Raw genomic sequence first — 26889 nt, forward strand, 5'->3', positions numbered from 1 at the left:
AATTCGCGGCAGTTCACACCCTCAGGGATAGCCTTAGCAAGATCCGCAGCCTGCGCTTGTGATGGAGGTCACCAAGACAGCGCCGGCGACACGCCGAGGCACCCCTTTTGTTAGTCGCGCCAGTGCGTTGGCGGTTCGCCGCCCAATGCGCTCGAGCTGGTTTGCCCTAGGCATCCCCGATGTGCCCCCGGTACTGCGGCAGATCGTCCTCGATCTCGTGCCACGGCGCTTTGGAGCCGACGAAAATATGGGCGCTGGGGCGGATTGTGGGGGCATCGACCAGGGTTCCCATGGCGACATGAACCCATTTTCCTTCGCGAACCCGGGAATAGAGCAGCGAGCCGCAGCGGGCGCAGTGCGCGTCATGGGTGGTGTCGTCCCCATAAATCATCCGCTGGTCCTCGCCCCTGACGAGGCGAAGCTGGCTGTATTCGACGCCGGCGAACGGCTTGAAGGCGGAACCGGTGGTGCGGCGGCAGTTCGAGCAATGGCAGTTCAGCGCATAGGAAAACGCATCCGCCACCTCGTAGCGGACGGCGCGGCAATAGCATTCGCCGGCAAGGATGCGAGCGTTCGATTTTTCTGATCCGGTCATGACGATGCCCTCGCACAAATGGCGGAGGACACCCATAGCGCAATTCGATGCGTACCACTAAGTTCGCGGCGCGCCATCATTCAAAGGGATGACCCATGAGCCCAATTCGTTCGAGCGTCGAAGCCGTCGTGCAATCCTATTTCGACGGGCTTTACGAAGGCGACGCCGAAAAGCTCGGTGCCATTTTCCACCCCTCAGCCGATCTGCGCTGGGTCGAAAAGGGCGAACTCCAGGTGCTGACCGTGCCCGACTGGCTCGACCGCGTGCGCAAGCGCGCCTCGGCCAAGGCGGAAGGCAAACCGCGCGAGGATTTCATCGTTACCATCGACCGCTCGGACGACAAGACCGCCTTCATCAAGGTCAGATGCCAGCTGCCTCCGCGTTTTTTCACGGATTATCTGGTGGCGATGAAGCTCGCCGACGGCTGGCAGATCGTGTCGAAATCCTATCGGTATGATCTGAAGGAGTGAGGCTTTCGCTGCCTGAAATCAGGCACAATCGTCTCTCATTTCTCCGTCATTGCGAGCGCAGCCAAGCAATCCAGAATCCCGCCGCGGTGACAGACTGGATTGCTTCGCTGCGCTCGCAATGACGGACGCGGGTAGCGCGTACGTCGCATCCTTCCCACCTCTCCCGCCCGAAAGTCCCCCATGCTGCTCGACCGCCGTTCCCTGCTCGCCTCGCTGTGCTGGATGGCCGCTTCTCCCGCTCTCGCCGCGGATGCACCGCCTGAGCTCGAATCCTATGAGCGCGAGAGCGGCGGGCGGATCGGGGTCTACGCGGAGAATCTTGCGACCGGCGCAAAGCTCGCCTGGCGGGCCGACGAGCGCTTCGTGATGTGCTCGACCTTCAAGGCTTCGCTCGCGGCTTGCGTGCTGGCGCGGGTCGATCGCGGCGAGGAGAAGCTGGCCGCGATGATCTCCTATGGCAAGACCGACCTGCTGGAGTACGCGCCGGTCGCGAAGCAGAACCTGTCGGCCGGCGCGATGTCGGTCGCGGACATGTGCAAGGCGAGCGTCGAGCTCAGCGACAACACCTGCGCCAATCTGCTGCTGGCGCGGATCGGCGGACCCGCCGCGCTCACCGCCTTCTGGCGGTCGCTCGGCGACACCACATCGCGGCTCGACCACAATGAGCCCGAGCTGAACCGCTCGCCGCCCGGCGATCCCCATGACACCACGACGCCGGTGGCGATGGCCGGCAATCTGAAGCGGCTCGTCACGGGCGAAGCGCTGTCGCCGGCCTCGCGGGCCCAGCTCACCGACTGGATGGTGGGCTGCAAGACCGGCGCGAACCGGCTGCGCGGCGGCCTGCCGGCAGCCTGGAAGATCGGCGACAAGACCGGCAACAACGGCAAGGATGCATCGGGCGATATCGCGATCGCCTGGGCCAAACCGGATGCACCGATCCTGATCGCGGCCTATACTCAGGGCGGCACGCCGAACCCAACACAGATCGAGGCCGTGTTCGCGCGCATCGGGCGCATGGTGGCCGAACGGCTGGCGTAAGCCGCTTCGCATTGACCTCTTGGCCGCTTCCGGGCCAAGACAGGCCATGATCGCAGCGAAATTCCAGACCTTCCTCATCCTGCTCGCCGTGCTCGCCGGCACCGCACTCGTCGCCCGCCGCTTCAACATGGCGCCCGCCATTCTGCTGATGCTCTCCGGCATCGGCCTCGCTTTCGTGCCGGGCATGCCGCCGGTGGAACTGCCGCCGGAACTGGTGCTGCTGATGGTGCTGCCGCCGCTGATCTACTCGGCGAGCGTCGCGATGAGCTGGCGCGAGTTCAGGAACAATCTTCGCCCGATCGTGCTGCTCGCGGTCGGCGCCGTGATCTTCACCGCGGCGCTGGTGGCGGCCGCGACCCACTATCTGATCGGCCTGCCCTGGAGCATCGGCTTTCTGTTGGGGGCCATCGTCGCGCCGCCCGACGTGGTGGCACCGCTCGCGATCGCGCGCCGGCTGCACTTGCCGCGCCGGATCCTGGTCGTGCTCCAGGGCGAGGGGCTCGCCAATGACGCCACCGCGCTGATCCTCTACCGCTTTGCGCTCGCCGCGATCATGGTCGGCCATTTCTCGCTGCCGAAGGCGGCCGGCGAATTTTCCCTCATCGTCGCCGGCGAGATCGTCTTCGGCATCGGCGTCGGCTGGCTCTCTTTGCGCGCCCGCAAATGGGCTCACGATCCGCAGGTCGAGCTCACGCTGTCGCTGATCACGCCTTACGTCTCCTTCTGGCTGCCCGAGCATGTCGGCGGCTCCGGCGTGATCGCTACCGTAGTCTGCGGCCTCTATGTGAGCTGGAACGGCCCGCTGTGGATATCCGCCTCGACGCGGCTGCAAGGCATCTTCTTCTGGGACCTCATCATCTACCTGATCGAGGGCCTGCTGTTCCTGCTCACCGGCTTCCAGATGCGGGCGCTCTACGAGAAGTCGAAGGCGTTTCCGCTCGACGACATCATGATCGCGACCGCCATCGTGATGGTGGTCATCGTCATCGCGCGCTTTGCCTGGCTCTTTCCCGCGACCTATCTGCCGCGGATCCTGAGCAAGTCGTTGCGCGCGCGCGATCCGTCGCCGCCCTGGCAATGGGTGTTCACGCTCGCATTCACCGGCGTGCGCGGCTCGGTGTCGTTGGCCGCCGCGCTGGCGCTGCCGTTCACGCTGCCCGATAGCGATGCCTTCCCGTATCGCGACCTGATCCTGTTCGTTGCGTTTGGCGTCATCTTCATCACCCTGATCGGCGTCGGCCTGACGCTGCCGCCGGTGGTTCGCTGGCTCGGCATCGCGGAGGCCGGTCGCAACGAGCATGTCGCCGAGCACGAGGCCGAGATCGCGGCACGTCGCCAGGCGCTCGACGCCGCGCTGAAATCGCTCGATGCGCTGACCGAGGAGAAGAACGTGTCGGATGAGGTAATGCGGCTCCTGCGCGCGCGCCACGAAATCCGCGCCAACCAGCTTCCGGACTCGCTCGACCCGGGCCACCACGACGTTTCCGCCGCCGGCACCGCATTGACCCGCGACCTGATCGGCGCCGAGCGCAAGTTCATCCACGACCTCCTGCGCGACGGTCAGATCACGGACGAGACACGACGCCGGATCGAGCGCGATCTGGATCTGGAAGAGGCGAGCCTGGCGAACCGGGAGTATCAGGGGGCGCCGCTGTAACTCTTCGTCATTGCGAGCGCAGCGAAGCAATCCAGACTGCCTCCCCGGAAAGATTCTGGATTGCTTCGCTGCGCTCGCAATGACGGCTGTTGAAACATCGGAGCGACCTACCGCTTCTCGCAATACGCCCGCATCGCCATCACCACGGCCGTCGCAACCAGCTCCTGCCGCTCCGGCGAATTCATCGCCATCTCCTCGTCGCGGTTGATGATGGAGCCTGCTTCCAGCAGCACCGCGGCGCTGTTCGTTTGCGAGAGCACCACGAGCCCGTCATAGCGGTAGACGCCGACATCCTTGTCGAGCAGGGGATGCCGGTAACGGCCCATCAGCGGCAGGCTGTATTGGGTGGCGTATTGCAGACCCTTCTCCTTCAGCTCCCGGCCCAGTAACCGGGCGAAGGCGAGGCTGGCTGCGAAGTGCGGATTGCGCTCGGACACGAACAGCGAATGGCCGCTGAAGCGGTCGCTGAAATAGCTCTTGGCGCCCTCGAACTCCCATGCTTCGAGCATCTTGTCCGGCACGGAATCGTGGTGGATCGACAGGAAGAAATCGGCATGCGCGGCGTTGGCGGTTCCGACACGCTTGAGCAGGCTTGCCCGCGCCTTGCCGTCGGTCACCAGCACGCGGGTCGCGGCAAAGCCCGCCGACTTCAAGCGCTCTCTGATCAGCCGCGCCAAATGCAGGTTGAAGCCAAATTCCACATCGTTGCGCGCGCTGGTGGCGCCTTGCGATTCCGAGGTGTGTCCGACATCGAGGATGATCTTGAATTTGCGCGGCTCGCATGGCTCCGGGGCGGGCGGCTTTGGTCGTGCCTTCGCCGCCTTCCGCGCAGCAGCCGCCTCGCCCTGGTCAGCCGGCAAAACCAAAAGCGGGATCAGCGAAACAGCGATAGCGGCGGTGATGCGCCACGACATTCTCACACCGGCCGTTCCCCCTTCACCGTCACGCGCGTACCCGAGCGCGTGTGCGGCCAGTAGTCCCATATGGCGCGGTGCTGGGCGCAGCGGTTGTCCCAAAAGGCGATGGCGTTCTCGGTCCAGCGGAAGCGGCACTGGAACAGCGGGTTCTCGGCGTGCTGATAGAGATAGGCGAGCATCGCATCGCTCTCGTCGCGCGGGATGCCGTTGATGTGACGGGTGAAGCCACGATTGACGTAGAGCGCCTTCTTGCCCGTGACCGGATGGGTGCGCACCACCGGGTGCTCGGCGTTCGGATAGGAGGGGCGATCGGCGACACCGTAATTGGCGTAGAGCCCGCGATAGATCGGCTCGCCGTCATGCAGCGCGGTCAGGCCGTCGAGATAGGCCTTCATGCGATCGGACAGCGCCTCATAGGCCGCGTACATGTTGGCGAACAGCGTGTCGCCGCCGCGCGGCGGGCACTGCTTGATGTAGAGGATCGAGCCCATCGGCGGCTCGAGATCGCAGGAGACGTCGGAGTGCCAGCCTTCGCCGTTGGCGCGCGGCGAGTTCGCATCCGCATAGATCTTCATCAGCGCCGGGTCTTCGTCCTCGTGCGGCGCGGCGGGATGAAAATGCAGCTCGCCGAACTTGCGGCCGAAGGCGAGATGCTGCTGCGGCGTGATGGTCTGGTCGCGGAAAAAGATCACGAGGTTTTCGGCGAGCGCGCGGTGGATCTCGTCCATCTGCTGGTTGGAGCGCGCATCGTCCGAGACGAGCCTGCCGATGTCGACACCGGAAATTTCCGCGCCGATGATGGGGGTGAGCTTTTCGACCGCGATGGTCTCGTAAGGCGCGCCATCCTCAGCCGTGTGGCGGTAACGCGGACCTTGCTTGCCGGCGAGTGAGCTCATGGCGTGTCTCCCGATCGTTGTTGATTGAGAGCATCGTAGCAATGTAGGGCAGGTTAGCGAAGCGTAACCCGCCACTTCGCGCGCGCAAAAAAATAAGGCGGGTTACGCTTCGCTAACCCGCCCTACGCATTCGATATTTGGAAATGCCTACTCGGCCGCCGGCACCTTGGCGCCCTGGCCGTAACGCTGGTCGATGTAGTCGATCACGAGTGCCTTGAAGTCGGCGGAGATCGTGGGGCCGCGCAGCGTGCGGAACTTCTTGCCGTCGACGAAGACCGGTGCGGCCGGCGCCTCGCCGGTGCCGGGCAGGGAAATGCCGATATTGGCGTGCTTGGATTCGCCGGGGCCGTTGACGATGCAGCCCATCACCGCGACGTTGAGCTCTTCGACGCCCGGATACTTCGTTTTCCAGTTCGGCATCTCGTCGCGGATGAAACCCTGGATCGAGCTGGCCAGTTCCTGGAACGTGGTCGATGTGGTGCGGCCGCAGCCGGGGCACGCGGCAACCAGCGGCACGAAGGTGCGGAAGCCCATGGTCTGCAGGAGCTCCTGGCCGACCTGCACCTCACGGGTGCGGTCGCCGCCGGGCTCCGGCGTCAGCGAGATGCGGATGGTGTCGCCGATGCCCTGCTGCAACAGGATGCCGAGCGCGGCCGAGGACGCGACGATGCCCTTGGTGCCCATGCCGGCTTCGGTGAGGCCGAGATGGATGGCGTAGTCGGAACGGCTGGCGAGATCCTGATAGACCGCGATGAGATCCTGCACCGCCGAGACCTTTGCGGAAAGGATGATGCGATTCTTGGGCATGCCGAGCTCTTCGGCACGCGCGGCCGAGAGCAGCGCCGACTGCACCATCGCCTCGCGCGTCACCGCGCGCACGTCGCGCGGATCGGCCGACGCGGCGTTCTCGTCCATCAGCTTGGTCAGCAGCTCCTGGTCGAGCGAACCCCAATTGGCGCCGATGCGCACCGGCTTGTTGTTCTTGTTCGCGATCTCGATGATGTCGGCGAACTGGGTGTCGCGCTTGTCCTTAAAGCCGACATTGCCGGGATTGATGCGGTATTTGGCCAGCGCCTCGGCGCAGGCCGGATAGGCCGCGAGCAGCTTGTGGCCGATATAGTGGAAGTCGCCGATCAAGGGCGTGGTGATGCCGCGCTTGGCCAGACCGTCGCGGATATGCGGGACGGCGGCAGCAGCTTCCTCGCGGTCCACGGTGATGCGGACCATTTCGGAGCCGGCGCGCGCGAGCGCTGCGACCTGGGCGATGGTGCCGTCGATGTCGGCGGTATCGGTGTTGGTCATCGACTGCACGACGATCGGCGCACCGCCGCCAACGGCGACGTCGCCGACCTTGACCTGGGTTGTGCGATGACGCGGCGCCGGGCCTGCGATGTCGGAATCGAGGGGGTTTTCGAGCTTGTTCATGGGGTCCAAATATCAGGTTTTGGTGACGTTCAGCAATGCATCAGCTGGCGCCGCGGCCGTTTGGCTGGGACGGTTAACCAGAAAAAGCCCAGCAATTACAAGGACAGCTGCCGCCCCGAAAGCCAGGCTCAGGTGATCGTGCATGATGAAATAGCTACCCACCACGCCAAACAAAGGGGTGATGAAGGTAAAAGCCGACAATTTGCTGGCCGAATAGGCCTTCACCAGCGCGAACCAAAGCGTGAACGTGGTTCCAACCACCCAGATGGCCTGGAAGGCCATCAAGGCGAACGACAGCGGCGACGGGGTGTGGGTGATGGATTCTCCGGACAGCAGGGCAGCCGCTCCCAGGATCGGGATCGAGGTCGCGACCTGATAGCCCAATGCCTTTTCAGGTGCGGCGAAGCGCAGCCGCGTCCCCTTGGCGACCAGCGTGGTCGCAGCCCAAAGTGAAGCGCCGGCGACGATCATGAGATCGCCGAGAAGGACGTGTGAGTCGACATTGGCCTGCGGCACGCCGATTGCGAGCGCCACACCGGCAAAGCTGATCGCCAGCCCCAGCCATTGCGTGCTGCCAAGGCGCTCGCCGAGCACCTGATAGGAGCCGAGCGCGACGAAGAACGGCGCGGTGTAGAGAAACACGACCGCGCGGGAGGCCGAGGTCAGGCGCAGGCCCTGGAAGATCAGCACGAATTCGATGCCGAACATCAGCCCGGCAATAAGACCCGGCTTCCAGGTGCCGTCGCGCTCGAAGAATTTGACGCCACGCACGGTGCCGATGATGAACAGCACCGGCAACGCGCCCATCGAACGGATCATCGCCTGCAGCATCGGCGGGACATCCGGCAGCACCAGCTTGATCGCGATCTGGTTGAAGGCCCAGGTCAGGCACAGCATGAGCATCAGCGCGATGGCGCCGGCACTGAGGGGGCGGCCGGCAGATTGGATGGCTTGAGGTGAGGACATTTCTTCCCGGGATCCGGCTTTGCGCCGTTGTTGCTTCAAGACGTCTTTTGACAATGGGTGCAGACACCCGTGATCTCAACCACGGACAGTTTTGGCGCGAAGCCTGACGCGCGCGCCGCGGCGTTGAGCTCCTTGGCAAAGGACCCCGACGGGATCTCGCCGACAAGACCGCAGCGCTCGCAGATCAGGAACGCGACCGCCGAGGTCGCGTCATGGTCGTGGGCGGCGCAGGCGAGATAGGCGTTGCGGCTTTCGATGCGGTGCACGAGGCCGTTCGCCATCAAAAAATCGAGAGCACGGTAGACCGTGATCGGCGCCGGTCGCGCCATCGATTTTGCCAATTCGTCGATCACCTCGTAAGCGCCCAGCGGCCGGTGGCTGGAAAGCAATGTGCCCAGCACCTGGCGGCGGATCGGCGTAAATTTCTGCGTCCGCTGCGCGCAAACCGCTTCCGCATGCGCCAGCGCGTCCGCGGTGCAGCGGCCGTGATCGTGGTCGGGCGTCGGAAATGCCGGCTTTGCGAGGGTCATTCGGCCCGCCTTCTAGCATTTCGGCCGGGGAACCCAAAGCACGACCGGCGCCGCGGCGGTCAGCCATGCTTTTGCTGCGGGACAGCATCGCATTAACCCGCCATGAAATAATCATAAGCTTGCTTATTATATCATAGCTTATTGGAGACCAAGCTCATGACCCGCGGGTCTGTCGACCAGAACTTCCTGTTCACGCTCGGTGAGCTGTACCGACTGTTGCGCGTCTATGCCGACAAGGAGGCCTCGCGCTTCGGCATCACCCGCGCACAATGGGCGGTGCTGGCCAAGGTCGAGCGCAGCGAGGGCATGAAACAGTCGGAACTCGCCGAACTGCTGGAGATGCAGCCGATCACGCTGACGCGGCTGATCGACAAGCTCTGCGACAGCGACTGGATCGAGCGCCGCAACGACGCCTCGGACCGCCGCGTCAAGCGGCTTTATCTGAAGAGGGCCGGCCGTGCGCTGCTCGGCAAGATGAGCGGCCTGAAATCGGAACTCACGGCGAACGCGCTCGACGGCATCAGCCCGGCGGACGCCCACCGTCTCCTCACCCAACTCGAATCTATGAAAGAAAACGTGCGTAACGCGATCCAGACGTCCGGAGCGGAACAAGCGCGTAAGGAGCAGCGCTATGGCTGATCAGGTTCTCAAGTTCCAGCCCGAACAGAAGATCGACAGCGGCAAGCCCACCAAGAAGGCCGGCACCAACCCGCGCCGCCGCCTGGTCGCGGGCCTGCGGCGCTATCGCCGCTTTTTGCTGATGGTCGTTCTGCCGATCGTTATCGCGATCGCCGGCTTCACCTTCTATCTCAATGGCGGCCGCTATGTCGGCACCGATGACGCCTATGTCGGCGCGCAGAAGGTGCTGGTGACGCCGGACATCTCCGGCAAGATCCAGAAGGTCGTCGTCAAGGAGGGCCAGCTGGTCAAGCAGGGCGACGAGCTGTTCGAGATCGACCCCGTGCCGTTCCGCCTCGCCGTGGACGAGGCCAAGGCGCAGCTGATGCAGGCGCAGTCGACCTATGACAACCTCCGCGCCAACATCAAGATCTACGGCGACATGCTCGACCTCGCCCAGAAGGGCGTCGACCTGAAGCAGCGCGACGTCGAGCGCAAGCAGTCGCTGGTGAAGAACAGCTACGGCTCGCAGCTCGATCTCGACAACGCCTCGAACGCGCTGGTTACGTCGGGCTCGATCGCGCAATACGTCAAGCAGCAGATCTCGACCGCCAAGACCCAGCTGCTCGGCGACACCGACCTGCCCCTGGAGAAATTCCCGCCTTACGCGCAGGCCAAGTCCAAGCTCGAAAACGCCGAGCGCAATCTCGACCACGCCGTGGTGCGCGCGCCGATGGGCGGCGTGGCGACGCAGGTCGAGCAGATCCAGCTTGGCCGCTACGTCTCCGCCGGCATGGCGGTGTTCTCCATCATCGACGTCGCCCATCCCTGGGTCGACGCCAATCCGAAGGAGAGCGACCTCACCCACGTCACCGAGGGACAAGCCGTCACGCTCGAGGTCGATGCGTTCCCGAACCACCTCTTCAAGGGCAAGATCGGCTCGCTGTCGCCCGGCACCGGCGCACAATTCGCGATCCTGCCGCCGCAGAACGCCACCGGTAACTTCGTCAAGGTGGTGCAGCGCGTGCCGATCCGGATCTATTTCGACGAGAGCGACAAATACGTGAAGAAGCTGAAGGCCGGCATGAGCGTCTATGCCACCATCGACACCGGCCACCAGCGCTCGCTTGCCGGACTGCTCGGATTGTCGGCGACGGCGAACCAGGACAAGGACTGATCCGATGGCGGAGTCCAACCCCGCTTTGATGGTCCCCGGCCTGCGCCGGAACATGGTGACGATCTGCGCCATGACCGCGACCATCATGCAGGCGCTGGACACCACCATCGCCAACGTCGCGCTGCCCTACATGCAGGGCACGCTGTCGGCGTCGCAGGACCAGATCAACTGGGTCTTGACCTCCTACATCGTCGCCGCCGCCATCATGACGGCGCCGGTCGGCTGGATCTCCAACCGCTTCGGCCGCAAGCGCATCTTCATCATCTGCGCCGCCGGCTTCACCTTCGCCTCCGTGCTGTGCGGCCTCGCACAGGACATCAACCAGATGGTGCTGTTCCGCCTGCTGCAAGGCGTGTTCGGAGCAGCGCTGGTGCCGCTGTCGCAGTCGGTGATGCTCGACTATTACACGCTGCAGGAACGCGCCAAGGCGATGTCGATCTGGGGCATGGGCGTGATGATGGGCCCGATCATGGGCCCCTCGCTCGGCGCCTGGCTGACCGAGACCTATTCCTGGCACTGGGTGTTCTTCGTCAATCTGCCGTTCGGCGCGATCACCGTGCTTGGACTCAGCATCTTCATGGACGAGACCAAGCAGGATACCAGCCTCAAATTCGACTGGTTCGGCTTCGCGGCGCTGGCGATCGGCATTGGCGCGCTACAGCTTGCGCTCGACCGCGGCGAGCAGCTCGACTGGTTCGAATCGGTCGAGATCGTGACCGAGTTCGTGGTCTCGGGAATCGCCTTCTATTACTTCTTCGCGCACTCCTTCACGACCTCACGTCCCTTCATCCAGTTCGCGTTGTTCCGGGATCGCAACTTCCTCACCGGCTGCATCTTCATGACGGTGATGGGGCTCGTGCTGTACTCCACCATGGCGCTGGCCTCGCCCTACCTGCAGAACGTCATCGGCTATCCCATCATGACCGCCGGTGGCCTGCTTGCGAGCCGCGGCTTCGGCACCTTCTTCGCCATGATGATGGTCGGCCGCATCATGCGCTACATCGAGGCGCGCACGCTGATCATCTCCGGGCTGACGCTGACGGCGGCGTCGCTGTTCCAGATGACCGGATGGACCGACCAGACCCAGGTGCCGGAGATCATCATCGTCAGCGTGATCCAGGGTTTTGGCTTCGGCCTCGTCTTCGTGCCGCTCTCGACGGTCGCTTTCATGACGCTGCCGAACCACTTACGCACCGACGGCACCTCGATGCTGACGCTGCTGCGCAACGTCGCGAGCTCGGTCGGCATCTCCATCGTCATCGCCCAGTTGACCCAGGGCACGCGCAAGACCTACGCGGTCCTGTCCGAGCACATCAACCCGTTCAACCACGCACTCCAGATGCCCGACGTGAGCGGCATGATCAACCTCTCCACCGATGCCGGCCGCGCCATGGCCGACAGGATCGTCGGCCTCCAGGCGCAAATCATCGCCTTTGCGCGTGACTACCAGCTCGTGATGTTCTTCATCCTCTGCACCATCCCGCTGGCATTCATGATCGGCTCGAGCAAGGCCATGCTGCGCAAGCAGACCGCGGCACCGGAACATGCGGTGATGGAGTAGCTGCAGTCGAGCGGCAATCTCCCCTGTCGTCCCGGACAAGCAGATCCGGGACCCATAACCACAGGGAGTGATTTGACGAAGACTTGGAGTTACCAGCTTCGAGCCACGACTTCTCCCTGTGGTTATGGGTCCGCGCGTTCGCGGGGACGACACCGAGAAAGTTGAACCGCTGTCGCGCTCCAGCGTCCCCTACAACAACTCCTCGCACCCGAGATCCTCGACCGCCATCATCACCCGCTCCAGATTGTTCCACCAGATTCCCGGCGGGATGTTGATGCTCCATTGCCAGACCGGCTTGGTGATGTGCCAGAGCACCGACCAGCGATAATCCTGGTCGAGCGCGCCGCGCGTGTAGCCGGCCACACCGTGTGCGAGCAGCGTCTCGTGGTAGCGGTTGAGCAACGCCCGCTCGAGCGCCTGCCGGCGCTCCGGATACCATTGGATCGCCATCATATAGGCGAGATCGTGGGTGGGCACATTGATGCCCCACAGGTCGAAATCGAAGATGCGCACGGAGTTCGCGACGCCGGCACGCGGCAATAGGAAATTCCAGGTGTGCGCATCGCCGTGAGTAATCGTGACGTGGCGACGCGAATGATAGCGCTGGGATAGCCGCGACGACTGCTCGATGAGACGGCGGTAGAGGATACGTCGCTCCTCACTGAGGCGGTCGCCGAGCTCATCGGCAAAGCGGTCATAATGACCGGCGAAGACCTCCAAGTGTTGCGCGCTGTCCTCGGGGCTCGCCCAGGTGCCGGCGGTCTCGCCGAGATCAGGATGATCCCACCACGCCGCATGCATGCCCGCCAGCGTCGTGACGATTGCCATCGACTGATCTCGCGACGGCGGCAGCGTCGGTACGGTCGCGAGTTCATGACTATCGGTGAGGTCTTCGAGCAGGAGGTGCCAGTTCGAACCCTCCTCATCGAAACGCCCGTCGAAACAGCGCAGCACCAGTCCCCGAGGCATTTTCGGTGCGAGCTTCGTATAAAATGCCACCTCGTGCCGGCCGCCATTGGCGAGCGTTTTGGCAAAATCGGCATGCGACGTCTTGAGGATCAGCGTCTGCGGAGAGCCGGCGGACTCCCCGACATAACGCAGGCCGAGCCGGGTGATATGCGATACGACGGTGTCGCGCTCATCCAGCACCTTCACTTCGCGCACAGCGCCGGCGTCCAGTGCGCCGGCCTTGCGCAGCGCAGCCGTGAGGTAACCGGGTTCAGCGACCGCCCGCAGTTGTGAGGATGTCATGAATCGCGCCCCCCGGTGCTGCAGCCATACTGCATGATCACACGGGGAAGCGCCAGCGCGCGACAGCGGCCTTCACAGGAAGGCGGCGAGACGTCACACGTCGAAGAATACCGTCTCGTTGTCGCCCTGCAGGCGCAGGTCGAGCTTATAGACCGCCTTGCCGGCCTCGCGCACCGCGATCAGCGTGGCGCGGCGGTCGGCCGGCACCAATCCCAGCACGGGATCGGCGGCGTTGCCGGCCTCGTCGCTGAAATAGATGCGGGTATAGAGATGCCGCAACATGCCGCGCGCGAACACCGCCAGAACGATGTGCGGTGCCTGCGGCTTGCCGTCGGGATCGGGCACGACGCCCGGCTTGACGGTGTCGAAGGAATAATTGCCGTCCTTGTCGGTGCCGCAGCGGGCAAAACCGCGGAAGCTGGCATTCGGCAATGCGCGCTTGTCCTGCGGGTCAGCAAAGCGGCCCTGTGCATCGGCCTGCCAGATCTCCAGCATGGCGTCCGGCACGACGGCACCGTCGCCATCGAACACCCGGCCCTCGATGCGGACGCGATCGCCTGTAACGTCAGGGGTCAGCGTCGAGTTGGTGAACGCGTCGTTCCAGGCGTAATCGCCGGTCGGCGTCAGGCCGTATTTGAAGAACGGACCGACGGTCTGCGATGGGGTAATCCCGTTGGGCTTCACAGAGTCTTGCACGTTAGTGGTTCTCCATGGGGGTGGCATCCTTGCCACGCAGCACGATGTCGAAGCGATAGCACAGCGCCCATTCCGGCTTGGTATTCTCCAGATCGAACGACGACACCATTCGCATCCGCGCCTTCTCGTCCGGCACCGAGTTGAAGATCGGATCGAACGGGAACAGCGGATCGCCCGGGAAATACATCTGCGTCACCAGGCGGGTGACGAAGGAATGGCCGAACACCGAGAGATGGATGTGAGCCGGCCGCCATGCATTGTGGTGATTGCCCCAGGGATAGGCGCCGGGCTTGATAGTGACGAAGCGATAGTAGCCGGAAGCATCGCTCTGGGTGCGGCCCGCGCCGGTAAAGTTGGGGTCGAGCGGCGCGGGATGCTGATCGCGGACATGGACGTAGCGGCCGCAGGCATTGGCCTGCCAGATCTCGACCAGCGAGTTCGGCACGCCGCGGCCGTCCTCGTCACGGACATGGCCGTGCACGATGATGCGCTCGCCGAGCGGCTCGCCCTTGTGCTGGGTGGTGAGGTCGTTGTCGCCGTCGCGCACGGTCTCGTGGCCATAGACCGGGCCGGTCAGTTCCGACAGCGTGTGGCGCATCGGGATCAAGGGCTTGCTCGGCGCGCGCTTGATCGAGCTCTTGTATTCGGGCGACAGCGGCAGCGGATGCGCCTTGTTGCTGTCAGTGGGATAGATGAATGTCATTGGCGAACTCCTCCCCGGCCATTTTGGTCCAGCCGGTCAACATTTGCGCCAATCATTATAGAATATAACTAATCTAGGGAAGCGGGTTTAGCGGCCTCCCGCGAACCCGACATCATCCGTCACCAAGCCTTACTTGATCGGCGCACGCGGCAGCACGGCCTCCCCGGCCTCAAGCCGGTAGGTGTGGTCGAGCGAATACCATGGTGTCGAAACGTCACGCGCGGTCGAATGCGGCGTCTCGTGGCGCACGAATTTGCCGATCAGCGCTTGTGTCACGCCGAACTGCACGTCGCTGTCGATATGGGGATCGTTGGGATCGTAGACCTGCGAGATCAGCACCTTGAAGCCGGGCTTGAAGATCAGGGCGTGCAGATGCGCGGGACGATAGGGGTGCCGGCTCTGCGCTTCGAGCAGGCGGCCGACGACGCCGTTGGTCGGAATCGGATAGCCCACCATCATCACCGAGCGGAAGGCGAAGCGCCCGTCCTGATCGGTCGTGAACTTGCCGCGCAGGTTCATGTCGGCCTGCTCGGGGTCCTGGTTCTCATACAGACCAACCGGCGAGGCGTGCCAGACATCGACCTCCGCACCCGCGACGGGGCGGCCGTCCTTGTCGACGACGTGGCCGTTGACGAACAGCGACGCGCCCGGCGTCTGCGAGCGGACGATCGATCCGCCATTCTCCACCCGGGGCGAATTCAGCCGCCAGAACGGACCGAGCAGCGACTGATCGGTTTCGGTGTTGCCCTGATCGCCGTTGTTGAGCAGGCAAACCAGCGGCGAGACGCCGAGCGAGCCAGCCATCAGCACGACTTCGTTGTGCGTGTCGGTGGTCAGCTTGCCGAGTTCGACGATCACAGCGGTGGCGTCGCGGAATTCCTTCTCGGTCAGGCGCACGTCACGGACAAAGCCGTGCAAATGCTTGACCAGCGAGACCATGATCTGCCGCATCCGCGGATCGGACGTCCGCTCCATCACCGCAAGTGCGGCGGCCGTGACGTCCTGCTCGCGCTCGATGATCATGGGATGGTCCCTGAGAGCCCTCTCCCCGCAAGCGGGGGAGAGGGCGAGAGCCTAGTTCAGCTTCTCGATCGCAACGGCAACACCCTGGCCGACGCCGACGCACATGGTGGCCAGCGCAAGCTTGCCGCCGCGCTTTTCCATGCCGTGCACGGCGGTGAGCGCGAGGCGCGCGCCGCTCATGCCGAGGGGATGGCCAAGCGCGATGGCGCCGCCATGCGGATTGACGAAATCGGCATCGTCGGCAACGCCGAGCTGGCGCATGCAGGCGATGCCCTGCGAGGCAAAGGCTTCATTGAGCTCGATCAGGTCGAAATCACTGATCTTCTTGCCGAGACGTTCCATCAGCTTGCGGGTCGCGGGCACGGGACCGATGCCCATGATGCGCGGCGGCACGCCGGCCGAGGCGAGGCCAAGGATGCGGGCGCGCGGCGTGAGGCCATGCTTTTTCACCGCAGCCTCAGAGGCCAGGATCATCGCGGCCGCGCCGTCATTGACGCCCGACGCATTGCCGGCCGTCACCGTGCCGGGATTGCGCACGATCGGCTTCAGCTTGGCCAGGCCTTCCAGCGTGGTCTCGGGACGCGGATGCTCGTCCTTGTCGATGGTAACAGGACCGGCCTTGCCGCCGGGAATGGTGATCGGGGTGATTTCTTCCGCGAAATAGCCGGCTGCGATCGCCGCACCCGCGCGCTGCTGCGAGCGGATGGCGAAGGCATCCTGGTCGGCGCGCGAGACCTGGAATTCCTCGGCAACGTTCTCGCCGGTCTCCGGCATCGCATCGACGCCATACTGCGCCTTGAGCAGCGGATTGATGAAGCGCCAGCCGATCGTGGTGTCGAAGATCTCGGCCGAGCGCGAGAAGGCCTCCTGCGCCTTGCCCATCACGAACGGCGCGCGGGTCATGGATTCCACGCCGCCGGCGATCGCAAGCTCGATCTCGCCGGAGCGAATGGCGCGCCCCGCAGCACCGACCGCATCGAGGCCGGAGGCGCAAAGCCGGTTCAGGGTCTGGCCGGGAACCGAGTCCGGCAGCCCCGCGAGCAGCAGCGCCATGCGCGCGACGTTGCGGTTGTCCTCGCCGGCCTGGTTGGCGCAACCGAAGAAGACTTCGTCAACCTGCGCCCAGTCGAGATTGGGGTGCTTGGCCATCAGCGCCTTGATCGGGGCCGCGGCGAGGTCGTCGGCGCGCACCTTGGCAAGCGAGCCGCCGAAACGGCCGATCGGGGTCCGCACGGCATCGCAGATAAAGACGTCACGCATCGTTGTTCTCCCTGACTGCCGCGGTTCGGCGAAAATTCTTCAATGTCGGCGGAGTTTTAGGAGGGCGCCCGCGGCAGGTCAATTGACGGTTTCTTGCGTGTTCCGAGGGGTATCCACGCCGCCAGCGCATGCCGCGGTGCGGACAACGTGGAAAACCTCCCCTCCCCGGCCAAAGCGATAGGAGCAGGAGGCGAAATTTTGTAGGTTGCGCCGCCCATGACCATGCAACAGCCCATCCAAGCGCCAGAGCCTGAACCCACCCCCGCGCCGCAGGCGGACGCCGCCGCGCGCGTCACGCCGATGATGGAACAGTACCTGGAGATCAAGGCGGCGCATCAGGGCCTGTTGCTGTTCTACCGGATGGGCGATTTCTACGAGCTGTTCTTCGAGGACGCCGAGATCGCCTCGAAGACGCTCGGCATCGTGCTGACCAAGCGCGGCAAGCATCAGGGCAACGACATCCCGATGTGCGGCGTGCCGGTCGAGCGCTCCGAGGATTATCTGCATCGCCTGATCAGCGCCGGCCACCGCGTCGCCGTGTGCGAGCAGACCGAGGATCCCGCCGCTGCGAAAGCGCGTGGCAACAAGAGCGTCGTGCGCCGCGGTGTTGTCCGGCTGGTCACGCCGGGCACGCTGACCGAAGACACGCTGCTCGACGCCCGCGCCAACAATTATTTGCTGGCGATTGCGCGAGCGCGTTCGTCCGCTGGCGGCGACCGCTTTGGTCTCGCCTGGATCGACATCTCGACCGCCGAATTCACGGTGACGGAATGCTCTAGCGGTGAGCTCGCCGCGACGCTGGCGCGCATCAACCCGAACGAAGCCATCGTCACCGACGCGCTTTATAGCGACAACGAGCTCGGACAAACCTTACGCGAGCTGCCGGCGGTCACGCCGGTGACCCGCGACGTCTTCGATGGCGCCACGGCCGAGAAGCGGCTGTGCGATTACTTCGCGGTCGCGACCATGGACGGGCTGGCCCAGCTCTCGCGGCTGGAGGCCACGGCTGCTGCCGCCGCCGTCACCTATGTCGACCGCACCCAGGTCGGCAAGCATCCGCCGCTGTCGCCGCCCGCACGCGAAGCCTCGGGCGCGACCATGGCGATCGACCCGGCCACGCGCGCCAATCTCGAACTGACGCGGACGCTCGCCGGCGAACGCCGCGGCTCGCTGCTCGATGCCATCGATTGTACGGTGACGTCAGCGGGCTCGCGCCTGCTGGCGCAACGGCTCGCGGCACCCTTGACCGATGCGCCGGCGATCGCGCGGCGGCTCGATGCCGTCAGCGCCTTCGTCGCGGATTCGGCCACGCGCGAGGACATCCGCAGCATCTTGCGCGGCGCGCCCGACATGTCGCGCGCGCTCGCCCGTCTCTCGGTCGGCCGCGGCGGACCGCGCGACCTTGCGGGCGTGCGCGACGGCATCATCGCCGCCGACCAGGTGCTGGCGCGGCTCGGCGAGCTCGACCAGCCGCCGCAGGAGATCGCGGCCGTCATGGCGGCACTCAAGCGTCCCTCGCGCGAGCTCGCGGCCGAATTTGCGCGTGCGCTCGACGAGCAGCTGCCGCTGATCAAGCGCGATGGCGGCTTCGTTCGTGCCGGCTACGAGCCGGCCCTTGATGAAGCGCGAAACCTGCGCGATGCCTCACGCCTGGTGGTGGCCTCGATGCAGGCGCGCTACGCCGACAACACGGGCGTGAAGGGCCTCAAGATCCGGCACAACAACGTGCTCGGCTATTTCGTCGAGGTTACAGCCCAGCACGGCGACAAGCTGATGTCGGCGCCGCTGAACGCGACCTTCATCCATCGCCAGACGCTGGCGGGCCAGGTGCGCTTCACCACCTCAGAGCTTGGCGAGATTGAAGCCAAGATCGCCAATGCCGGCGACCGCGCGCTCGGGCTCGAGCTCGAAATCTTCGAGCGGCTCTGCACCAAGGCGCTCGAGATCAGTGACGATCTGCGCGCCGCAGCGCAAGGCTTTGCGCTGCTCGACGTTGCGACGTCGCTGGCCAAGCTCGCGGTCGATGAAAACTACGTGCGGCCCGAGGTCGATGGTTCCCTCGGCTTCGCCATCGAAGCCGGCCGCCATCCCGTGGTCGAGCAGGCTTTGAAGCGCAATGGTGAGCCATTCATCGCCAATGCCTGCGATCTGTCGCCTAGCCCTGCACAAAAATCCGGCCAGCTCTGGCTGCTGACCGGTCCGAACATGGCGGGTAAATCGACCTTCCTGCGCCAGAACGCGCTGATTGCGCTGCTGGCGCAGATCGGCAGCTTCGTGCCGGCCACGCGCGCGCGGATCGGCATCATCGACCGCCTGTTCTCGCGCGTCGGCGCCGCCGACGATCTCGCGCGCGGCCGCTCCACCTTCATGGTGGAGATGGTCGAGACGGCTGCGATCCTCAACCAGGCCGGCGAGCGCGCGCTGGTGATCCTCGACGAGATCGGCCGCGGCACCGCGACCTTCGACGGCCTCTCCATTGCATGGGCCGCGATCGAGCATCTGCACGAAAGCAACCGCTGCCGCACGCTGTTCGCGACGCATTATCACGAGCTGACCGCGCTCTCGGCAAAGCTGCCGCGCATGTTCAACGCGACCGTGCGGGTCAAGGAGTGGCAGGGCAATGTCGTGTTCCTGCACGAGGTACTGCCGGGCTCGGCCGATCGCTCCTACGGCATCCAGGTCGCCAAGCTCGCCGGCCTGCCGCCGGCCGTGATCAATCGCGCGAAATCCGTGCTGGCAAAGCTCGAGGCGCAAGACCGCGGCCAGACCGCCCGCGCGCTCGCCGACGACCTTCCGCTGTTCGCGGTGCCCTCACGCGCCGCCGCGGAAGCCGCACCGCCGACCGAGGCCGAGCTGTTGATAGACACGGTAAAGGCGCTACACCCCGACGAGATGTCCCCGCGCGAGGCGCTAGATGCGCTCTATGCGCTGAAGGCCAAGCTGCCGAAGCAGTGACAGTGCTTCCGGAGGCTAATGCGCCAGCCGCTTCCTTCGCCCGTTCCACCACAGCGTCAGATTCCACACGATGCAGGTGGCGAGGCCCATGCTGAGGCCGATCGCGGAACCGAACTGCACCACCGCACTATGCACCACCGCGATCGCCATTCCGAATCCGAGCAGGCCCCAGGCCGAATTGGCCAGCACCGCGGCGGTCGGCGGACCGCCGATGCGGGGATGCAGGATCACCATCATGCTGGAGAACACGACTGGATACAGCGCAACGATGCCGCTGATCTTCGGGCCGACCCAGCCCGACGTCGAGACGACGACGGCGACGAGGGTCGCGACCAGCGCGGCCCGCATCGGGATGTCGTACCAGCGGCGCATCACCAGCGGCATCTTCACATGGCGATAGCCCGCGAGCAGCGGAATGCAGATGCCGAACGCGATGAAATTCACGGCGAGCCCGGCGATGAGCGTCCAGTCGAACATGCGGATGACCGAGGCGATCGCGATCCAGACCGCGAACGCGCATCCGCAACTCACCACCACACTGTGCCGCTGCGCCAGCACGACATAGGTGAGACCCATGAAGATCGTCGCGGCATTGACCGGGAGGCTCGACAGCGCACCCTGCGCGATGAAGGCAGCGTCATGGTCGATCGCGAGGAAGACGTAGGAGGGACCGGCCGAGATCGGCAGCGTCGCCACCAGCGCACCGATCACCGGGCCGGAGCGCTCGGTGATAACAGACGCCGACACCACGAACGCGGCCGCAACCGCCATGCGCAGCAGAAGGAAGAGGATGTAAGACAGTTCGGCAGGCATTTTCTTCTTCTTGCCCTCCCTCAAAGGGAGGGTGGCAGCTACATCCGCTGCATCGACACCGAAACCTTCGGGCCGTTTTTGATGGTCTGATAGACCACGCAATAGCGCTCGGCGAGTTTGAGCAGGAGATCGAGCTTGTCTTGCGGCGCATCGGTATCGACCTCGAAGCGCAGGCGGATCTCGGCGAAGCCGACCGGGGTCTCCTTGTCGACGCCGAGCGTGCCGCGAAAATCGAGATCGCCCTCGGCGTAGACGTTACCGGTCTTGAGCGGCACCTCGATCGCGGTCGCGACCGACTTCAGCGTGACTCCGGCGCAGGCCACAAGCGCTTCCAGCAACATGTCGCCGGAGCAGAGCTCGAGGCCGGAGCCGCCGGTGGCGGGATGCAGGCCAGCAAGCGCGATGGCGCGGCCGGTCTCGACCTTGCAGGCGATGCCTTCGCCGTCGGTCGAGCCCTTGGCCTTCAGCGTGATCATCGCGGTCTTGGGATCGGTCTTGTAGCGTTCCTTGATCGGGGCCTGCATCTGGCGCAGTTCTGCGGCGTCCATCTTATTCTCTCCCGGAAAATTGACCCTCGATGTACCGGCTCGGAGAGAAAATGTCACCACCACATGGCCTGACCGGGACCCTGGGTTGCGTCACGGTCAGGCACGCTGCGATCGAGCGAACGGTCGAGTGACGTCAGCACATTTCGCTTGAAATTCTCGAACAGCGGCGAGTTACGGTCGCGCGGACGGCCCAGATTGATCTCGATCTGGTCGAACAGCCGGCCCGGCCGCGGCCGCATCACCAGCACGCGATCGGCCAGCACCACGGCCTCGTCAACGTCATGTGTGACGAGGATGAGCGTCGGCCGCGTGTCGGCCCAGAGGTCGAGCAGATGATCCTGGAGGTCGCGGCGGGTGAAGGCATCGAGCGCGGAGAACGGCTCGTCGAGCAAGAGCACCTCGGGTTGCGGCACCAGCGCCCGCGCGATCGCGACACGCTGGGCCTGCCCGCCCGAGAGCTCGCGCGGCCAGGCTTGCGCCATGTCGGCAAGGCCGACGCGGGCCAGCGCACGCGCCACCTTCTCGCGCCGCTCCGTCGCAGGCAGGTCGGCAAGTCCAAAGCCGATATTGTCGGCGACGCTGAGCCAGGGCAGCAGCCGCGGCTCCTGGAAGATGATGCCGATCTTGGCGTGTGGCGAGGCGATCGCCTCGCTGTCGAGCGTCACCGTGCCGGAGCTGGCGCGATCGAGGCCGGCGATGGCGCGGAGCAATGTTGATTTGCCGCAACCGGAGCCGCCGATGATGGCGACGATCTCGCCCTGCCTGATCTCGGCCGAGAAGCGCGCCAACGCGTGCACACCATTCGGATAGGTCTTGCTGACCCGGTCGAGCGCCAGCATCGCGTTACGCTCCCCTCACGCGCCCGAAGGCGTCCTGCCAGCGCAGGAACGGAGCGGCCGCGACCTCGATCAGCCAGTCGGTCAACTTGCCGAGAATGGCGAAGATCACGATCGCGGCGAGGATCTGCGCGGGCTTGCCGAGCTGCTGGCCGTCGAGCAGGAGATAGCCGAGGCCTTCGGAGGCGCCGATCAACTCGGCCGCCACCACGAACATCCAGCCGAGACCCAGACCAACGCGCAAGGAGACGACATAGGCCGGCAGCACCGCGGGCAGCAGGATACGGCGGATCATCGCGAAGCCAGAGAGGCGGAAGGTGCGACCGACCTCGACGATCTTGCGGTCGACGATGAGGATCGCGCCCATCACGCCGAGATAGACCGGGAAGAACACGCCGACCGCGATCAGCACGATCTTGGAGGTCTCGAAAATACCGAGCCAGAGGATAAACAGCGGTACCCAGGCCAGCGACGGAATCGCACGCAGCGCCTGCACGGTCGGATCGAGCAGCCGCCGTGCCAGCGACCAATAGCCGGAGATGGCGCCGAGCAGCGTGCCCGCGATGACGCCGAAGGCGAAGCCGAGACCGACACGCCACAGCGTCGCAACGATGTGGCGGACCAGCTCGCCGGAGCGGGCGAGATCGGCGATGGTGGCAAAGACCCGCGAGGGCGGCGGCACCAGCCTTCCATTGGACCAGCCGAGCCAGACCACGAGCTCCCAGCCAAGCGCGAGGATCAACGGCAGCAGCAGCCCCAGCATCGGCCGCGCATAACGCGACAGCCGCGAGGGCGCGGCGGCGGTCTCGGCCGGTTCCGAGGACTGCTGTAAGACTGGCGCGTCGGAAATCATGGCCGGTAGGAAGCGCGTCTTGTGAGGGAATGCAAGGGCGCGCCTCTATCCACCTGCGTAGCCCGGATGGAGCGAAGCGCAATCCGGGGCCGTGCCGCGCGAAAAGAATCCCGGATTTCGCTGCGCTCCATCCGCGCTACGGATCCAACCTCAATTCGTCGGTAGCGGGACCTGATCGTCGATCAACGCATCCAGTGTCGCCTTCACGTCGACCTTGGCGTCGACGACGCCGGCCTGTTGCAGGGCAAGGCCTGCGGCGAGGATCGACTCGCGCTGGGAAGCGCCAATGCGGCTATGGGTGAGCTCGGTGCGCTCCTTGAGCTGCTTGTCCACGACGGCGTCGGGCAGTTTTGTGACCGCGATAAAGGTCTTCTTGAGATCATCGTAATTCGCCAGCGAGTATTTCCGCGCCTCCTCGTACACCGCGAGCACGCGGCGGGCGGCGTCCGGATAGTCCTTCAGGAACTGCTCGCGCACATTGAGGATGCCCCAGGTGTTGGCGTCCGCCTTGCGATAGAACAGCTTTGCGCCTTCCTCAACCTCGGCCTGCGCCATCATCGGATCGAGACCGGCCCAGGCATCGACGTCGCCGCGGATCAGCGCAGTCTTGCCGTCGGCGTGCTGGAGCAGCACCGGGGTGATGTCCTTTTCGGTGAGACCCGCGCCAAGCAGCGCGCGCACCAGGAAGATGTGCGGATCGGTGCCGCGCGTCACCGCGACGCGCTTGCCCTTGAGGTCAGCAACGCTCGCGATCTTGGAATCCTTGCCCGTGACCAGCGCCGTCCACTCGGGGCGCGAATAGACATAGATCGACTTGATCGGGTTGCCGTTAATGCGCGCGACCAGCGCCGCAGAGCCCGCGGTCGAGCCGAAATCGATCGAGCCGGCATTGAGGAATTCGAGCGCCTTGTTGGAGCCGGCCGACTGCACCCAGGTGATGGTGATACCGTCCTTGGCGAACTCCTTCTCCAGGAGCCCCTTCTGCTTCAGGACCATCGACACCGGATTGTAGGTCGCCCAGTCGATGCGGATTTCCTTGAGCGCATCAGCAGCCCGTGCCGCGGGGGTCATGGCGAACGCAACGGCTCCCGCCAAGAGAATACGTCGTGTTATGTTGGTCATGCCCAGAATCCTCCAAAACTTCATTGTTTTTCAATGAGTTATATCTAGAGGTCAACGAGAAAATCCCACCCTTGAAAGCGCGCGGCCTGAGAACAATTTTGCTCGATGCCGGCCTTTTCCAGCATGGAACGACTATTGCCAGAGAATGGCGGGTGACAGCGCCTGTCGCCTCTTATATCCGGTGAGACATGGACAGCGTTGCGACCGAGCACAAGCCACAGCTGGATGATCGCTTCGACACCGCGCGGATCACCGCCGCGGTCGATGCGCTTGCCGAAAAGCATCAGGGCCGCGAGGACACGTTCCGCACCGCGACCGCGCAACTGCTCAAGGCCGAGCTGATCGCCGCGCGCGCCGCAGCGCAGGCAATCCTGCTGAAAGACCGCCACGGCCGCCGCTGCGCCGAGCGGCTGTGCCACGTGCAGGATGAGATCATCCGCATCCTCTATTCGGCCGCGACCCGTCATCTCTACCGCTCGCCGATCCCGAGCGGCGCGGAGCGCATGGCGGTGGTCGCGACCGGCGGCTATGGCCGCGGCCTGATGGCCCCCGAATCCGACATCGATCTCCTGTTCATCCTGCCCTACAAGCAGACCGCCTGGGGCGAGCAGGTCGCTGAAGCCATTCTCTATTGCCTCTGGGACATGGGGCTGAAGGTCGGCCACGCCACGCGCTCGGTCGATGAATCGATCCGGCAGGCGCGCGGCGACATGACCATCCGCACCGCGATCCTGGAGACGCGCTTCCTCACCGGCGACCAGCCACTCTATGACGAGCTGGTCGAACGCTTCGACAAGGAGGTGGTGCAGGGCACCGCGTCCGAATTCGTCACCGCAAAGCTCGCCGAGCGCGAGGAGCGGCATCGCCGCGGCGGACAGTCGCGCTATCTGGTCGAGCCCAACGTCAAGGACGGCAAGGGGGCGCTACGCGACCTGCACACGCTGTTCTGGATCGCCAAATACGTCTATCGCGTGCGCGACACCGACGAGCTGGCCGAGCGCGGCGTGTTCGACGCGCAGGAATACCGCAGCTTCCGGCGCTGCGCCGATTTCCTCTGGTCGGTGCGCTGCAATCTGCATTTCTGCTCCGGGCGCGCCGAAGAGCGCCTGTCCTTCGACCTCCAGCGCGAGATCGCGATCCGGCTCGGCTACACCTCGCATCCCGGCATGCAGGACGTCGAGCGCTTCATGAAGCACTACTTCCTGGTCGCCAAGGAAGTCGGCAACCTCACCGCCATCCTCTGCGCCAAGCTCGAGGACCAGCAGGCCAAGCCCGCACCGGTGCTGAGCCGGATGATGGCGCGGCTTCGCCCCACGCCTGTGAAGCGGCGCGTCCCTGACAGCGACGACTTCATCGTCGACAACAACCGCATCAACGTCGCCGCGCCCGACGTCTTCAAGCACGATCCGGTCAATCTGATCCGCATCTTCCGCCTGGCGCAGAAGAACAACCTCGCCTTCCACCCGGACGCGATGCGCGACGTGACGCGCTCGCTCGGCCTGATCAACGCGCAGATGCGCGAGAATCCCGAGGCCAACCGGCTGTTCATGGAGATCCTGACCTCCGACAACGCCGAGATCGTGCTGCGGCGAATGAACGAGACCGGCGTGCTCGGCCATTTCATCCGCGCCTTCGGCAAGATCGTCTCGATGATGCAGTTCAACATGTATCATCACTACACTGTCGACGAGCATCTGATCCGCTGCGTCGGCTTCCTCCAGGACATCGAGCGCGGCGGCGCCGAGGAATTTGCGGTCGCCAGCGATCTGATGCGCAAGATCCGGCCTGAGCACCGCTCGGTGATCTACATCACGACGCTGCTGCACGACATCGCCAAGGGACGGCCCGAGGATCATTCGATCGCGGGCGCCAAGGTCGCGCGGCGGCTCTGCCCACGGCTCGGCTTCAGCGCAGCCGACACCGAGCTCGTGGCCTGGCTGATCGAGGAGCATCTCACGATGTCCACCGTCGCGCAGTCGCGCGATCTCTCCGACCGCAAGACCATCGAGAATTTCGCCGCAGTGGTGCAATCGGTCGAGCAGATGAAGCTGCTCACGATCCTGACCACCGCCGACATCCGCGGCGTCGGTCCGGGCGTGTGGAACGGTTGGAAGGCGCAGCTGCTGCGCTCGCTTTATTACGAGACCGAACCGGTGCTGACCGGCGGCTTCTCGGAGGTCGACCGCGGCAAGCGCCTCACGGCCGCCTACGCCGAATTCCGGTACGCCTTCGCCGAATGGCCGGCGGACGAGCTCGATGCCTATATCGGCCGGCACTATCCGGCCTATTGGCTCAAGGTCGAGCTGCCGCGCAAGATTCGCCACGCCCGCTTCGTGCGTTCGAGCGAACAGGCCGGCCACAAGCTCGCGATCAATGTCGGCTTCGACGAGGTGCGCGGCGTCACCGAGCTCACCATCTTCGCCGCCGACCATCCCTGGCTGCTGTCGATCATTGCCGGCGCCTGTGCTTCCGCCGGCGCCAACATCGTCGACGCCCAAATCTACACCACGACCGACGGCCGCGCGCTGGACACGATCTCGATCTCCCGGGAATACGACCGCGACGAGGACGAGGGCCGCCGCGCCACGCGCATCGGCGAGATGATCGAGGACGTGCTGGAAGGCAAGCTGCGCCTGCCCGAAGTGGTGGCGCGGCGCACCGTGCGCAGCAAGGCGCGGCCGTTCGTGATCGAGCCGGAAGTGACCATCAACAACCAGTGGTCCGACCGCTACACCGTGATCGAAGTCTCCGGTCTCGACCGCCCCGGCCTGCTCTACGAGCTGACCACCGCGATCTCGAAACTCAATCTCAACATCGCCTCGGCCCATGTCGCGACCTTCGGCGAACGCGCCCGCGACGTGTTCTACGTCACCGACCTGCTCGGTGCGCAGATCAACGCGCCGACCCGGCAATCCGCGATCAAGAGCGCGCTGACCCATGTCATGGCCGGCGACAAGGCGGTTCAGCCAGCGGCGTGAG

The 26889-nt window shown here is 64.8% G+C and carries 24 protein-coding genes; 8 read left to right on the forward strand and 16 right to left on the reverse strand.

Annotation, left to right across the window (positions count from 1 at the left end; all coding sequences use genetic code 11):
* Positions 1-166 precede the first annotated feature (166 nt).
* Positions 167-595 (reverse strand): GFA family protein, encoded by a 429-nt coding sequence (locus tag FXB40_RS38570; RefSeq protein WP_148777494.1) that lies wholly within the window; start codon positions 593-595, stop codon positions 167-169.
* A gap of 95 nt (positions 596-690) precedes the next feature.
* On the opposite strand from FXB40_RS38570, the gene FXB40_RS38575 reads away from it, so the two are divergent.
* From FXB40_RS38575 to FXB40_RS38585, 3 genes are all read left to right on the forward strand, one after another.
* Positions 691-1065, forward strand: a complete 375-nt coding sequence (locus FXB40_RS38575; protein ID WP_148777495.1) for a nuclear transport factor 2 family protein — start codon at positions 691-693, stop codon at positions 1063-1065.
* Between the two features lie 180 nt (positions 1066-1245).
* Positions 1246-2103, forward strand: coding sequence for a class A beta-lactamase (gene bla, locus FXB40_RS38580; RefSeq protein WP_148777496.1), 858 nt, complete (start codon positions 1246-1248; stop codon positions 2101-2103).
* Between the two features lie 46 nt (positions 2104-2149).
* Positions 2150-3760 carry a Na+/H+ antiporter gene (locus FXB40_RS38585; protein ID WP_148777497.1) on the forward strand — a complete coding sequence of 537 codons (1611 nt, stop codon included), beginning with the start codon at positions 2150-2152 and terminating at the stop codon, positions 3758-3760.
* Between the two features lie 107 nt (positions 3761-3867).
* Here FXB40_RS38585 and FXB40_RS38590 read toward each other — a convergent pair whose 3' ends face one another.
* From FXB40_RS38590 to FXB40_RS38610, 5 genes are all read right to left on the reverse strand, one after another.
* Positions 3868-4674 (reverse strand): N-acetylmuramoyl-L-alanine amidase, encoded by an 807-nt coding sequence (locus FXB40_RS38590; protein WP_148777498.1) that lies wholly within the window; start codon positions 4672-4674, stop codon positions 3868-3870.
* 2 nt (positions 4675-4676) lie between these two features.
* Complete coding sequence (locus FXB40_RS38595; RefSeq protein ID WP_148777499.1) at positions 4677-5573, reverse strand: TauD/TfdA dioxygenase family protein; 897 nt, start codon at positions 5571-5573, stop codon at positions 4677-4679.
* A 147-nt stretch (positions 5574-5720) separates the two neighbouring features.
* Positions 5721-6998: a flavodoxin-dependent (E)-4-hydroxy-3-methylbut-2-enyl-diphosphate synthase gene (ispG, locus tag FXB40_RS38600; RefSeq protein ID WP_148777500.1), complete on the reverse strand. Its 1278-nt coding sequence runs from the start codon at positions 6996-6998 to the stop codon at positions 5721-5723.
* A gap of 12 nt (positions 6999-7010) precedes the next feature.
* Positions 7011-7964: a DMT family transporter gene (locus FXB40_RS38605; RefSeq protein ID WP_148777606.1), complete on the reverse strand. Its 954-nt coding sequence runs from the start codon at positions 7962-7964 to the stop codon at positions 7011-7013.
* A 35-nt stretch (positions 7965-7999) separates the two neighbouring features.
* Positions 8000-8494: a Fur family transcriptional regulator gene (locus FXB40_RS38610; RefSeq protein WP_148777501.1), complete on the reverse strand. Its 495-nt coding sequence runs from the start codon at positions 8492-8494 to the stop codon at positions 8000-8002.
* Positions 8495-8650: 156 nt separating this feature from the next.
* Between FXB40_RS38610 and FXB40_RS38615 the strand changes: the two genes are divergently transcribed.
* From FXB40_RS38615 to FXB40_RS38625, 3 genes are read left to right on the forward strand one after another with little or no spacing between them, the layout of a single operon-like run.
* Entirely contained in the window at positions 8651-9133 is a 483-nt protein-coding gene (locus tag FXB40_RS38615) for a MarR family winged helix-turn-helix transcriptional regulator (protein WP_148777502.1), read from the forward strand.
* Positions 9126-10289: an HlyD family secretion protein gene (locus tag FXB40_RS38620; protein ID WP_148777503.1), complete on the forward strand. Its 1164-nt coding sequence runs from the start codon at positions 9126-9128 to the stop codon at positions 10287-10289. Before FXB40_RS38615 ends, FXB40_RS38620 begins: the two co-directional genes overlap by 8 nt.
* Before the next feature lie 4 nt (positions 10290-10293).
* Complete coding sequence (locus FXB40_RS38625) at positions 10294-11850, forward strand: MDR family MFS transporter (RefSeq protein WP_148777504.1); 1557 nt, start codon at positions 10294-10296, stop codon at positions 11848-11850.
* 189 nt (positions 11851-12039) lie between these two features.
* Here FXB40_RS38625 and FXB40_RS38630 read toward each other — a convergent pair whose 3' ends face one another.
* From FXB40_RS38630 to pcaF, 5 genes are all read right to left on the reverse strand, one after another.
* On the reverse strand, positions 12040-13101 hold the full coding sequence (locus FXB40_RS38630) for a phosphotransferase (RefSeq protein WP_148777505.1): 1062 nt from the start codon (positions 13099-13101) through the stop codon (positions 12040-12042).
* Positions 13102-13194: 93 nt separating this feature from the next.
* Positions 13195-13797: a protocatechuate 3,4-dioxygenase subunit alpha gene (gene pcaG, locus FXB40_RS38635; RefSeq protein WP_148777506.1), complete on the reverse strand. Its 603-nt coding sequence runs from the start codon at positions 13795-13797 to the stop codon at positions 13195-13197.
* Between the two features lies 1 nt (position 13798).
* The gene (pcaH, locus tag FXB40_RS38640) at positions 13799-14500 is read right to left on the reverse strand and encodes a protocatechuate 3,4-dioxygenase subunit beta (protein ID WP_148777507.1); all 702 of its coding nucleotides are present in this window, start codon (positions 14498-14500) and stop codon (positions 13799-13801) included.
* Between the two features lie 129 nt (positions 14501-14629).
* The gene (locus FXB40_RS38645) at positions 14630-15523 is read right to left on the reverse strand and encodes a dioxygenase family protein (protein ID WP_148777508.1); all 894 of its coding nucleotides are present in this window, start codon (positions 15521-15523) and stop codon (positions 14630-14632) included.
* Positions 15524-15574: 51 nt separating this feature from the next.
* Positions 15575-16783 carry a 3-oxoadipyl-CoA thiolase gene (gene pcaF / locus FXB40_RS38650; protein WP_148777509.1) on the reverse strand — a complete coding sequence of 403 codons (1209 nt, stop codon included), beginning with the start codon at positions 16781-16783 and terminating at the stop codon, positions 15575-15577.
* Between the two features lie 216 nt (positions 16784-16999).
* On the opposite strand from pcaF, the gene mutS reads away from it, so the two are divergent.
* Positions 17000-19738, forward strand: coding sequence for a DNA mismatch repair protein MutS (gene mutS, locus FXB40_RS38655; protein ID WP_148777510.1), 2739 nt, complete (start codon positions 17000-17002; stop codon positions 19736-19738).
* Positions 19739-19753: 15 nt separating this feature from the next.
* Here the strand turns inward: mutS and FXB40_RS38660 are convergent, their stop codons facing one another.
* The 5 genes from FXB40_RS38660 to FXB40_RS38680 form a co-directional block, all read right to left on the reverse strand.
* Positions 19754-20551 (reverse strand): hypothetical protein, encoded by a 798-nt coding sequence (locus FXB40_RS38660; protein ID WP_148777511.1) that lies wholly within the window; start codon positions 20549-20551, stop codon positions 19754-19756.
* A gap of 38 nt (positions 20552-20589) precedes the next feature.
* Positions 20590-21099, reverse strand: coding sequence for an OsmC family protein (locus tag FXB40_RS38665; protein ID WP_148777512.1), 510 nt, complete (start codon positions 21097-21099; stop codon positions 20590-20592).
* A 53-nt stretch (positions 21100-21152) separates the two neighbouring features.
* Positions 21153-21938, reverse strand: a complete 786-nt coding sequence (locus FXB40_RS38670) for an ABC transporter ATP-binding protein (RefSeq protein ID WP_148777513.1) — start codon at positions 21936-21938, stop codon at positions 21153-21155.
* 4 nt (positions 21939-21942) lie between these two features.
* Positions 21943-22788, reverse strand: coding sequence for an ABC transporter permease (locus tag FXB40_RS38675; protein ID WP_148777514.1), 846 nt, complete (start codon positions 22786-22788; stop codon positions 21943-21945).
* A 150-nt stretch (positions 22789-22938) separates the two neighbouring features.
* The gene (locus tag FXB40_RS38680) at positions 22939-23910 is read right to left on the reverse strand and encodes an aliphatic sulfonate ABC transporter substrate-binding protein (RefSeq protein WP_187437438.1); all 972 of its coding nucleotides are present in this window, start codon (positions 23908-23910) and stop codon (positions 22939-22941) included.
* Positions 23911-24098: 188 nt separating this feature from the next.
* On the opposite strand from FXB40_RS38680, the gene FXB40_RS38685 reads away from it, so the two are divergent.
* Positions 24099-26888, forward strand: a complete 2790-nt coding sequence (locus FXB40_RS38685) for a [protein-PII] uridylyltransferase (protein WP_148777516.1) — start codon at positions 24099-24101, stop codon at positions 26886-26888.
* Position 26889 lies beyond the last annotated feature (1 nt).

This window comes from Bradyrhizobium rifense (genome assembly GCF_008123425.1).
Taxonomy (GTDB): domain Bacteria; phylum Pseudomonadota; class Alphaproteobacteria; order Rhizobiales; family Xanthobacteraceae; genus Bradyrhizobium; species Bradyrhizobium rifense.

Bases quoted from the DNA above. Each gene is read 5' to 3' on its own strand.
- FXB40_RS38615 (WP_148777502.1), top strand. From the start codon at position 8,651: ATGACCCGCGGGTCTGTCGACCAGAACTTCCTGTTCACGCTCGGTGAG.
- ispG (WP_148777500.1), bottom strand. From the start codon at position 6,998: ATGAACAAGCTCGAAAACCCCCTCGATTCCGACATCGCAGGCCCGGCG.
- FXB40_RS38670 (WP_148777513.1), bottom strand. From the start codon at position 21,938: ATGCTGGCGCTCGACCGGGTCAGCAAGACCTATCCGAATGGTGTGCAC.
- FXB40_RS38590 (WP_148777498.1), bottom strand. From the start codon at position 4,674: ATGTCGTGGCGCATCACCGCCGCTATCGCTGTTTCGCTGATCCCGCTT.
- FXB40_RS38620 (WP_148777503.1), top strand. From the start codon at position 9,126: ATGGCTGATCAGGTTCTCAAGTTCCAGCCCGAACAGAAGATCGACAGC.
- FXB40_RS38630 (WP_148777505.1), bottom strand. From the start codon at position 13,101: ATGACATCCTCACAACTGCGGGCGGTCGCTGAACCCGGTTACCTCACG.
- FXB40_RS38665 (WP_148777512.1), bottom strand. From the start codon at position 21,099: ATGGACGCCGCAGAACTGCGCCAGATGCAGGCCCCGATCAAGGAACGC.
- FXB40_RS38610 (WP_148777501.1), bottom strand. From the start codon at position 8,494: ATGACCCTCGCAAAGCCGGCATTTCCGACGCCCGACCACGATCACGGC.
- pcaH (WP_148777507.1), bottom strand. From the start codon at position 14,500: ATGACATTCATCTATCCCACTGACAGCAACAAGGCGCATCCGCTGCCG.
- FXB40_RS38605 (WP_148777606.1), bottom strand. From the start codon at position 7,964: ATGTCCTCACCTCAAGCCATCCAATCTGCCGGCCGCCCCCTCAGTGCC.
- mutS (WP_148777510.1), top strand. From the start codon at position 17,000: ATGACCATGCAACAGCCCATCCAAGCGCCAGAGCCTGAACCCACCCCC.
- FXB40_RS38680 (WP_187437438.1), bottom strand. From the start codon at position 23,910: ATGACCAACATAACACGACGTATTCTCTTGGCGGGAGCCGTTGCGTTC.
- FXB40_RS38570 (WP_148777494.1), bottom strand. From the start codon at position 595: ATGACCGGATCAGAAAAATCGAACGCTCGCATCCTTGCCGGCGAATGC.
- bla (WP_148777496.1), top strand. From the start codon at position 1,246: ATGCTGCTCGACCGCCGTTCCCTGCTCGCCTCGCTGTGCTGGATGGCC.
- FXB40_RS38625 (WP_148777504.1), top strand. From the start codon at position 10,294: ATGGCGGAGTCCAACCCCGCTTTGATGGTCCCCGGCCTGCGCCGGAAC.
- FXB40_RS38660 (WP_148777511.1), bottom strand. From the start codon at position 20,551: ATGCCTGCCGAACTGTCTTACATCCTCTTCCTTCTGCTGCGCATGGCG.
- pcaF (WP_148777509.1), bottom strand. From the start codon at position 16,783: ATGCGTGACGTCTTTATCTGCGATGCCGTGCGGACCCCGATCGGCCGT.
- FXB40_RS38595 (WP_148777499.1), bottom strand. From the start codon at position 5,573: ATGAGCTCACTCGCCGGCAAGCAAGGTCCGCGTTACCGCCACACGGCT.
- FXB40_RS38585 (WP_148777497.1), top strand. From the start codon at position 2,150: ATGATCGCAGCGAAATTCCAGACCTTCCTCATCCTGCTCGCCGTGCTC.
- FXB40_RS38645 (WP_148777508.1), bottom strand. From the start codon at position 15,523: ATGATCATCGAGCGCGAGCAGGACGTCACGGCCGCCGCACTTGCGGTG.
- FXB40_RS38675 (WP_148777514.1), bottom strand. From the start codon at position 22,788: ATGATTTCCGACGCGCCAGTCTTACAGCAGTCCTCGGAACCGGCCGAG.
- FXB40_RS38575 (WP_148777495.1), top strand. From the start codon at position 691: ATGAGCCCAATTCGTTCGAGCGTCGAAGCCGTCGTGCAATCCTATTTC.
- FXB40_RS38685 (WP_148777516.1), top strand. From the start codon at position 24,099: ATGGACAGCGTTGCGACCGAGCACAAGCCACAGCTGGATGATCGCTTC.